The following is a 10,274-nucleotide window of genomic DNA, read 5'->3' as shown; positions in this document are numbered from 1 at the left end:
TTTATGTGTAAAAAAATATGATAAATAATTCAGGAGGAAATGAAATGAGGGAGAAAAAAGTTATTCAAAAATTTTTCATTTGGATGATTGTCATGCTGCTGTTGATAACAGATATTCCGGTAATGGTTGTTCGGGCGAATGAAACAGGTTCCGGCCAGCAAGAAGAAATCATGCTGAAAACTACCTTACAAAATGGATTTACCCAACGGGCGAGCAAAAAAACATTTGATGTCTGGGCAAGAGACAGCGGAGACAACAAGGTGGATTCTGAGGCATTTTTATACAGCCAAGATACACCTGAAGACCTGGAAGCGCTGGCGGTAAGCTGGAACGATGATAAAAAAACCAGCTATTTATTAAATATGACCGGCAAGGCAGATGGCAGTTACGGCATTATTGTCCGGGGATATAAGGAAGACGGTTCTGAAAAAGAGGTTCAATTCCATTTTACATACAAAGCAGCAAATAAAGGGGAGTGTGTTGGATATGCAGCCTTAGATATTGAACTATTCACTATTTCAAAAGATTATCTGATAGAACCGATGCTGGTTCCAGTGTATGAAGGTGAGAATTCTGTCCGCGCCCTCCAGCGTCTGATTCACAAATACGGATTCGAAATGGTTTATACGGGAAGTCTGGATACCGGGTTTTATTTAGCAAAAATTAAAAATTTGCCAATTGGTTTCCTAAAGGATGCAGTTTTAGAGCCTAAGGTTTCTACCGTGGATGAAGTGCGAAATGCTTTTGATCCGGCGGCTTATATTGAGGGTGAGCTGGGAGAATTTAATTTCAGCCGAATGAGCGGCTGGATGTATTGTTTGAACAATGTATTTCCAAATGTAGGATTTGCGGACACCTATCTATCAGACGGTGATGTGGTACGCGTACAGTTCACGGTAGGATATGGTTCTGAGATCGGCGGCTCCGGTGCAATGGGGGGCGGGGATATTGATGATTATTATCTGGTAGCAGACAAAGACCGTCTGACATATCTGCTTGCCAGTATAAATTCTGCAGCAAATAGAGAAGCGTTGCTGAATGATCCAAAGATCAGCCAGATGGTAAATCAGGCGAACCAAGTCATGAGTGACATAGGAGCAGAGCAAAATGTGGTAGATGAGATATCAGAAATGTTGGAAGATACATTGATTGGTGAAGTAACTGCTATAAAAATGCTGACAGAAGATAAAGAGATTATGATTCATGACAGTGAAGAGCTGCAGGTGGCAGTGGAGCCGGAACAAACGAATTTTCCGGTTAATCTCCACTGGACATCCAGTGCCCCGGAAGTGGTGTCAGTAGAAAGCGGAGAGGTAACGGCAGTAAGTCCGGGTGTGGCACAGATTACAGCCAGTTATAGAGATCTGCAGGCATCCTGTACCATTACGGTACCGGAAAGCCCCATGACCGGAATTGAACTGAGTGCAGATCATTTGGAAATTCTGAAAAACCAGAAAAGTGCACTGGAAGTAATCTATCTGCCATCAAATACATCGGATAACAGGGAAGTACAGTGGTCTTCTTCTAACGTAAATGCCGCCACAGTAGATGAAAAAGGAATGGTTGTAGGAAAAGCCGCCGGTGACACTGTCATCACGGCTGTCTGTAATGATTTTGAAGCTTCCTGTACAGTAAGCGTCAAAGAGATTCCGATGACGGATATGAGTCTTAGTATGGAATCCATGGAATTAACAAAAGGTGCCACAATGACATTAAAGGCAAATAGCATTCCAGAGGATGCAACAGACGACATTACCTGGACTTATGTAACATCTGATCTGGAAGTAGCTGCCGTGGGTAAGACCGGAATTGTCAAAGGGATTGCCGAAGGTGAGGTGGATATAACGGTTTCGTCAGGGGCATTCAGCAAAACATGTAAGGTAACCGTAAAGGAAATACCGCTGCAGCAAATCAGTATCAGTCCCCCTTGTTTTTCCCTGTCCAGCGTCAGCGGTGTGAAAATTAAAAATTTATTATTAACCGTATCGCCGGATAACTATACGGAAAATATCAGATGGTATTCCTCGGACTCTTCCGTTGCAAGTGTAAACGAAAATGGTCTGGTCATGGCAAAGAAAAATGGTACGGTCTGGATAACGGCATACGGGGATAAAAGCGGATTAAGTGCCAGTACTATGGTAAAAGTGATCGACAAAGCGGTTTCCGTTAACAGTCTGTCATTTTCCCAATCTGAAATATCTCTGGAAGAAGGAAAAACTTTAACATTACCGATTAAAACATCACCAGCAAATGCTACGGATCCGTTTATATGGGTATCCGATCAGGAAAGGATTGTAACGGTCAAAGACGGCACTATTACAGCAAAATCTTTAGGTACTGCGAATGTAACGGTATATTCAGGTGATCAGACTGCTTCCTGTAAAATAACCGTTCAGAAGAAATCGGAACCGAAGCCAACGCCTTCGCCAACCCCAACACCACCTGTTCCACAGCCCCCAAAACCGGCACCACAGCCAAAAGCCTATGTGAAGTTAAATGTAAGCAGCATTCCTCTGCAGGTGAAAAAATCAACCAAAGTAGTGAAAGTTAAAAGCATTGGAAAAGGAGATAAGGCTGCTTCCTGGACCAGCTCAAATAAAAAAGTGGCGACGGTTACAAAGAGTGGGAAAATTACAGCAAAAAAGAAAGGGACTGCTAAAATTACCGTAAAGACAAAACGTGGTGTAAAAGCAGTCTGCAGGGTAAACGTACAAAAAAGCAAAGTTGTTACGAAATCGCTCAAAGTTAATAAGAGCAGTATGAAACTGAAAAAAGGGAAAAAGGCAACGATTACAGTTGTCAGAAAACCAATTACGGCAACGGAAAAAATTTACTTTGAATCATCGAATGAAAAAATAGCTACTGTAAATTCGAAAGGCGTTGTAAGGGCGAAGAAGGCAGGACATTGCAAGATTAAGGTGAGGAGCAAAAATGGCAAATGTAAAACCGTAAATATTAAGGTTATAAAATGAAAAACGATTCAGAGGGTGTTTGAAAATTCATAGAAGAATGCTGTATGGCGTTTTCAGTGCAGTAATATTTCGAACACGCTCCGGGGAAGAAGGAGGAAGTTTATGAAATGGAGAGGTTTTTGTAAAAGGGTACTTGCCCTGGTATTAGCAGTTGTCATGGTACTTGGCATTGTACCGGTTACATCCCTGAAAGTACAGGCGAAAGCGTGGGATCCGAATAAGGCAAATGAGAATCTGGAGATACGATTCTGGGAAGACCAGCAGCCTGGAATAAGATTTTATATCAATGCAGGAGCACGGTATATCCTGGAGCGTGTAAAAGAGCCCAATGTGGGAACCAATAACGGGGAATGGTCGGTAATGGACCTGCTGCGGGGGATGTATATTGGTGCTGATTATATGAATTATATTGAAGAGGGATATTTTACCGATTATTTGAAGCGGGTTGAGCAATATGTGATTGATAAAAATGGGAAATTGCATTTTGCCAAATCTACAGAATGGTCCAGAGTTATTTTGGCGTTAAGTGCTCTGGGATATGATATTACTGATGTTGCAGGATATAACTTTATCGATAAATTGTCATCCTCATACAAATTTTCATATTTACAGGGTATTAATGGTCCAATCTGGGAAGTAATTGCCATGAATACCGGTGGATATTCTTTTATTAAAAATCCGGTTGATGCAGAATCAGGGGATGTTAATAACTATGGCAGAATGTTGGAATTTATTTTAAGGAACGAAATTGTTCAAAAGGATGGTACGAAAGGGGGATTTGCACTGAAAGGGGATATTCCCGATCCGGATATAACAGGAATGGCCCTTCAGGCGCTGGCACCATATTATTTAGATCAGGCAAAATATGTGCAAACCGGTTCATCTGTATCTTATAATGAATTTCAAAAAGCAGTCGAAAGAGGAATTCTGGAACTAAGCAAATTACAAGCCGCAAATGGTGCGTTTAAGGGCTGGGGAAATGTGAATTCGGAATCTACGGTGCAGGCGATTGTAGCATTAACTGCACTTAACATTGATCCCAAATCATCTTATGTAGAACTGCCCAATATCGGTAAAAGCTGCAGTTTCATTCAAAAAGGGATGGTACAGGACGGAGTTCATACAAATAATATGATCGATGCCCTTCTTACTTTCTGGGCATCCAGGAGTGGTGCGTCACCAGGATCGGGTGGCTTCAAGCATGTTACGGCAGGAGATGATGGAGGAAGTGGCTCCGGAAATGTTGTAAACGGAATGGCTACTGACCAGGCAGTCTATGGATTAATCGCATATGACCGATTTTTAAATGGAGAAAACTCTTTATATGATATGACTGATATGACGGATGGCAGCTATCAGGAAATGGCCCCCGCATCTTTTTCGGTAATTTTTGACGGAAATGGTCATGCAGAGAACTTTGTAGAAGAGCACAGTCCTTATGCCGAGGTAAAAATGCCAGTAGTAACTGCTGCAGACGGGGAAGAACTCATCGGTTGGAATACAAAAAAAGATGGAACCGGGAGTTTTTACCAGCCAGGAGAATTACTGTCTATGCCGGAGCAGGACATTATGTTATATGCACAGTATGGTAAAAATAAATATTCTATAAATGTAAATTTAAATGAGGGTTCGCTTGCACCGGGAGTTTTAATACCAAGTATTTATACCCCTTATACAGACACCATTGTACTGCCGACTGCAGAACAGATCACAAAAAATGGTTGTACCTTTAAAGGGTGGTACAAAAATTCTTCATTTACTGGTACCCCAATCACTGAAATTCCAAAGGGCAGTTATGGAGACATGACTCTTCATGCAAAATGGATTGTGGATTATCTATCAGGTTTAAATGAATTTATTGGAATTGTAAATAAATTGAATGTGGAAGCGATTACTATTTCAGACCGTTCTAATATTTTAAGGGCTAGAGAAATATATGATGGATTATACGCAGTACAGCAGGCAGCAGTTGGTGAAGTGTACTATAGAAAGCTGTTGAGAGCCGAAGAGAAACTTGCTGCATTAGAAGCCAGTATGGAAGAAAGTAAAATTGTAATTGAATTAATTAATAATTTAGGTAATGAGATTGCTCTGAAGGATGCAAAAGCTATTTCAGAAGCTAGGGCTGCATATGACGCACTGTCTGAAGAAGAGCAGGAGATGATCACAAACTACAGTAAGCTGATTGATTTAGAAGCAAAGTTGGCTGTATTAATCGAAAATGATAATCGGGTTAAAGAAGTGGAAAAGCTGATTAGTTCTATTGGGAATGTCAGTATTGAATCGCAGGAAGCAATTGAACAGGCAAGGGAAGCTTATAATAACCTTAATGAAGAACAAAAGGTGCTTGTAAATGAACGTACTTTGCGGCAGTTGGAAACTGCAGAAGAAACGCTTTCTGTTTTAAAAGAAAGTGCAGCCAGAATTGCGCTTGTTCAGGAAAAAATACAGGCAATACCAAATTTAGAGGATCTCAACCTTGAAGATAATAGTTTTCAACTGATTTCCGAAGCCCATGCAGCTTATCTGATGCTTTCAGAAGAAGAAAAGTCACAACTGCAGGAGGGTATACTCGATCGCCTTATTTCGTCTGAACAAATACTTTATGATATGGCACAGGAGCTTGGTTCAGAAGATGACTTTAAGGCAGCAACAGAAGTTGTAAATCAAATTGCGGAATTAGGGGGATCTGCATCTCTGGATTCAGAAGCTGATATTTTGGCTGCCAGGTCATCTTATGAAGCGCTTACGAGCAATGTTCAAAAGGTCCTGGTTGAAAATTATTATACTTTAGTACGAATTGAGATGGACCTTGCTGCTTTAAAAAATGATAAAGCGCTGGCAGAGGAAATGATGGCTAGAATTGCTGGAATAGGAGAGGTTACATTAAATAAAGAAAGTGAACTGGTTTCGATCCGCCGTGATTTTGGAAGGATGACTGCAAATCAAAAGAAGCTGGTGGAAAATTACCAGGTATTGGTTCAGGCGGAGATGGCACTTTCTAATATGAAATACAACTATAAAAAGGCACAGGAAGTACTTGATAAAATCTCAGCAATCGGCACCGTGTCAATGGGCAGCAAAGATGCAATACTTTTGGCAAGAGCAGCATATGATAACCTGAGGGAAGAGCAGCTTGCCTATATATCACAGCAGGAATATCAGGTTCTAACAGACGCAGAAAAAGAATATGAAAGAATTTTAAGCCTACAGTTAAAAGGCATTGGGCTTAATCGTTATCAGTTAACCGTTGATGTAGGAAGCAGTGTAAATTTACAGGTTTCTTATAATCCTGTAAATACTATCAATGATAAGACTGTAAAATGGAGCAGCAGTAATAATAAAGTAGTAACGGTACAAAATGGACAGATCAAGGGAATTAGTAATGGAGAGGCAGCAATTACAGCCAGTGTAGGGAAATTTTCAGTATTGTGCCGCGTAGTAGTTCAATCGCCTTTGAAGGGACTGACTATGAATCAGACGAATATTGCACTTGTGAAAGGACAAAGCAGTTTATTATCTATTGGCTATGTACCGGAGAATACTACTTCGGATCGAAATGCAGTTTGGAGCAGCAGTAATAATAAAGTTGCTGCTGTTTCAGGCGGCAGAGTCACTGCTCAGGGTGCTGGAACTGCAGTAATAACAGCTAAGGTAGGTAATTTTACAACGAGATGTAATATTACGGTTTCGAACTACAGTTTGACTTATGTTCTTGCCGGAGGAAGCAATCATTCAGGTAATCCATCAGTTTATAATGGAAATGCTTCTATTTCTTTAAGGTCTCCAAAAAAAGCAGGTTACCTGTTTAAAGGCTGGTATACGGACCGAAAGTTTAAAAAGCAAATTAAAAAAATACAAAAAGGAAAAGGAAGCAATTATACACTATATGCGAAGTGGGAAAAAGTTAAGAAACCTTCTAAACCCGTAATTAAAAGTGTTTCGAATTCTAATGCAAAAAAATTGAAAGTAGTGATAAAGAAAAAGGTAAAATACGCTCAGGGTTATCAAATACAATATGCATTGGATAAACGTTTTAGAAAGAGTATGAAAACGGTAACAACCAAAAGCACAAGTAAAACACTAACAAAATTGAAGAAGAAAAAAACATATTATGTTCGGGTACGGGCATATCGTAAAGATTCAGTGGGTAACTATATATATGGTTCTTATAGTTCGACTAAGAAAATAAAGATTACGAAATAATGAGGTGAAAGCGATGGGAAAACTTTGGTCAAATATTAAGACCAGTGTAAAAAAGCATAGAAGCGCGTCAACGGGTGTCACAACACTGTTGGTAATCATCTTGTTAACCGCCACGTTCCTAAATGCTTTAAGCAGTCAGGCTTCAGCTGTTCCATCCAACCCAATCCAGGGACTGTCGAAAGACAGCTCCCTGGTAAAATTGACCAGTACAAATGAAGTAGTGCCAACTTTGCCGAAGGGAATCGCAGCGGCAACAACTTCATCCGTAAATTCTGACCCGGATGAAGAACAGAACCAGGGGCAAAACAAGAATAAAAACAATAACCCCGAGACGAATAAAAAGCAGGGGAATACTTCTGGTTCAGGAAAAGCAACAGGCAATGATGGTTCGACTGGTAATGGAGGTAACACCGGAAACGAAAATTTTGGAAGTTCGAATGGACTAAGCGGAAATGGAAGCGGAGACAACAATGGGAATGGGCCTGGTGATAAGGGGAAAGAGAACGGGAATAAGGAGCTGGGACCAAAAGGTGAGCAGCAAAATGAATATTTTAAGACGACAATTATAGATGGTGAAACAGTCACCAATAGTGTTTACACATTTGCAATTTCTCAGATTAATAAAGAACTGACGGTAAGAAATGTATCTGTTAAGGTGAATAGTGGGGAGGATCTAGAATTTACGGGCAGCGTGAAGCTATCCTCTGGTGAAAATAAGATAAAAGTATCCGTTACTTATCGGGATAAAGATAAAAAGGTATTTACCGTTTCCAAAACTTATACGGTATATTTAGAGTTGGTAAAGATACAAATAAATTGTAACATAAATAATAATGATACGGTTACAAAGAATAATTACAGCTTCACTGCATATGCAGAAGTATCAGGAAAAGAAATACCGGTAACAGTAACATGTAATGGGAATGTTGTTACATCAGAATCCAATGAATATCAGGTGTCGCTTCAGGAAGGGAAAAACCATTTTGTTGTATCAGCTGTAAACGGTGAGAGCAGTGAGGAAAAAAAGTATACCATTACATATAACAAACCCATCAGTGATCTGACAATCAGTACAAATTTAGAAGATTTTGAAGTAGTTGATGTTCCTGAAATTACATTTTATGCCCGAGGACTGAGAGGATCTAAGGAAGTGGACATGATAGTCACCTGTAAGGGAGAAGAACTAACCAGTGATGAAAATGGCAATTATACATATTCCTTTACGGATAAGGGTGATTATACATTTTTTCTGGAGGCTAAAGATGGTGAAGGTTATATTAAAGAGAATCATACGGTTACTTATTCATTTGTTGTAGGTGGAGATGGTGAAGAAATTGATCCTTTTATGCCAACCATTACTACTGATTTATTCGAAATTGAAAATAGTGGGATGGAGGTTCCGGGGAAATTTAGTTTTTATATTTTTTCTAAGGATTATAAAGGAAATTATATTTCTATCGAAAACATAAAGGTGTTTTTAAATGGCGAAGAAATAATGTATGAATATCCTAATGTGGAAAAAGTGTCATATAATGCTAATCTAGTTCCGGGTCTGAATACAATTGAGATATATGCCTATGATGTTAATAATCAAAAAACATGTTATAAATGTATAAGTATCGAATCAGATCCGGATCTCCCAGCAGAAGGTGAAAAGTTTGTAGGCACAATCCATGTATCCATGGAAGCAACAACAGTTGGCGTAGCGAATATTTTTAGTGAATCGGTAGATATCAAAGAAGGAGTAAATTTAGCTCATATAATAGATACTATTTTACGTAATTACAATATTAAACCTGAAGCTTCGGGATCCTTAGATGAAGGTTATTATCTGGAAAGGATTATTACGGATTATGAGTTATTCAGCGAACCTGCAATTCCGGAAGATTTAAAAGAAAAATTAATGGAATGGGATGATGGAACCGGAGAAGTATTTCATGGAAAATTTTTGGGAAATAACAGCCTTGGTGAATTTGATTTCACAAAGGGCTCAGGGTGGATGTACATGGTAAATGGAGAGTATCCGAATCTGGGATTTGCGCAGTATTATCCTAAAGACGGTGATGATGTACGTATTCGATTTACTCTTGCATACGGAAGTGACATCGGCGGCGGCGCTGCAATGGGCGGCAACAATAATCCTGCAAATGGCAGCGAGAACGGCACCGACACCGGATCAGTCATCTGGGATAAGGAGTGGTAATCATCATGAGATTAAAAATGAACGCAGATAAATTAATAAAGAAGCTTCTGGTAATGTGTACTGCCTGCGGTATCCTTGCAGGCATATTCACAATTACTGCAGAAGCTTCCCACAAAGATTATACCCCGGACGAACTGTTAAATGTCATGGAGGGAATTATAAACTGGCGCAAGGCTATTTCAGGCGTCAGCCTGGACGAACCTCTGATGTCAGAAGTTTTTCTGGACAGTGTGGGATCGACTGCAGGCGACTGGGCGGCTATTGGCATAGGCAGAAGCGGATATGCAGATGATTACAATGCTTATCTTGCCGTTACGGCAACGTATATCAGTAAATCCTATCAGGAAAACGGATATTTGGATCGTACAAAAGCGACGGAATGGCAGAGAATCGGACTGGCGGTGCTCTCAGCAGGAGGAGATCCGGTTTCTATAGGAGAGGACCAGGAGGGCAATCCAGTCGATCTGGTGGCGGATGGCAGCTATAATCGGGGCAAGGTAATGTCGCTGGGTACACAGGGAACTAACGGACTGATCTTCGGACTGCTGCTCATGGATAGTATGCGATATGATATTCCGGCGGATGCGGCAGATACGAGAGAGGGGTTGCTGGAGAAGATTCTCAGCAGTCAGATTAAGGATGGCGGGTTTAATCTGACATCCATGGATCCGCAATCGGATGTAGATATGACTGCCATGGCGCTTCAGGCATTGGCACCTTACTATAACAGTGAGAAGACCTATCGCTATGTGCAGCAGGGAACGAAGCAGGATCAGGTAAAAAGTGTCCGGCAGGTTGTGGACGAAGCCCTGCAATTCCTTTCATCCAGCCAGCAGGAATCGGGCGGTTTCACAAGCTGGGGATCGGAGAATTCGGAAAGCTGTTCTCAGGTG

General features: G+C 40.5%; 4 protein-coding genes. All 4 read left to right on the top strand.

Features of this window, described 5'->3' with window-relative positions; all coding sequences use genetic code 11:
- Positions 1 to 44: 44 nt before the first annotated feature.
- Positions 45 to 2,972 carry an Ig-like domain-containing protein gene (locus ACH2DQ_RS17210; RefSeq protein WP_395027577.1) on the top strand — a complete coding sequence of 976 codons (2,928 nt, stop codon included), beginning with the start codon at positions 45 to 47 and terminating at the stop codon, positions 2,970 to 2,972.
- Between the two features lie 102 nt (positions 2,973 to 3,074).
- On the top strand, positions 3,075 to 7,178 hold the full coding sequence (locus ACH2DQ_RS17205) for an InlB B-repeat-containing protein (RefSeq protein ID WP_394915973.1): 4,104 nt from the start codon (positions 3,075 to 3,077) through the stop codon (positions 7,176 to 7,178).
- A 13-nt stretch (positions 7,179 to 7,191) separates the two neighbouring features.
- Positions 7,192 to 9,381: a DUF4430 domain-containing protein gene (locus ACH2DQ_RS17200; RefSeq protein ID WP_394915974.1), complete on the top strand. Its 2,190-nt coding sequence runs from the start codon at positions 7,192 to 7,194 to the stop codon at positions 9,379 to 9,381.
- A 5-nt stretch (positions 9,382 to 9,386) separates the two neighbouring features.
- A partial coding sequence (locus ACH2DQ_RS17195; RefSeq protein ID WP_395027572.1) for a prenyltransferase/squalene oxidase repeat-containing protein occupies positions 9,387 to 10,274 on the top strand: 888 nt, incomplete at its 3' end.

The sequence above is a fragment of the Robinsoniella sp. genome, assembly GCF_034124845.1.
This window is presented reverse-complemented; position numbering and strand designations above follow the sequence as displayed.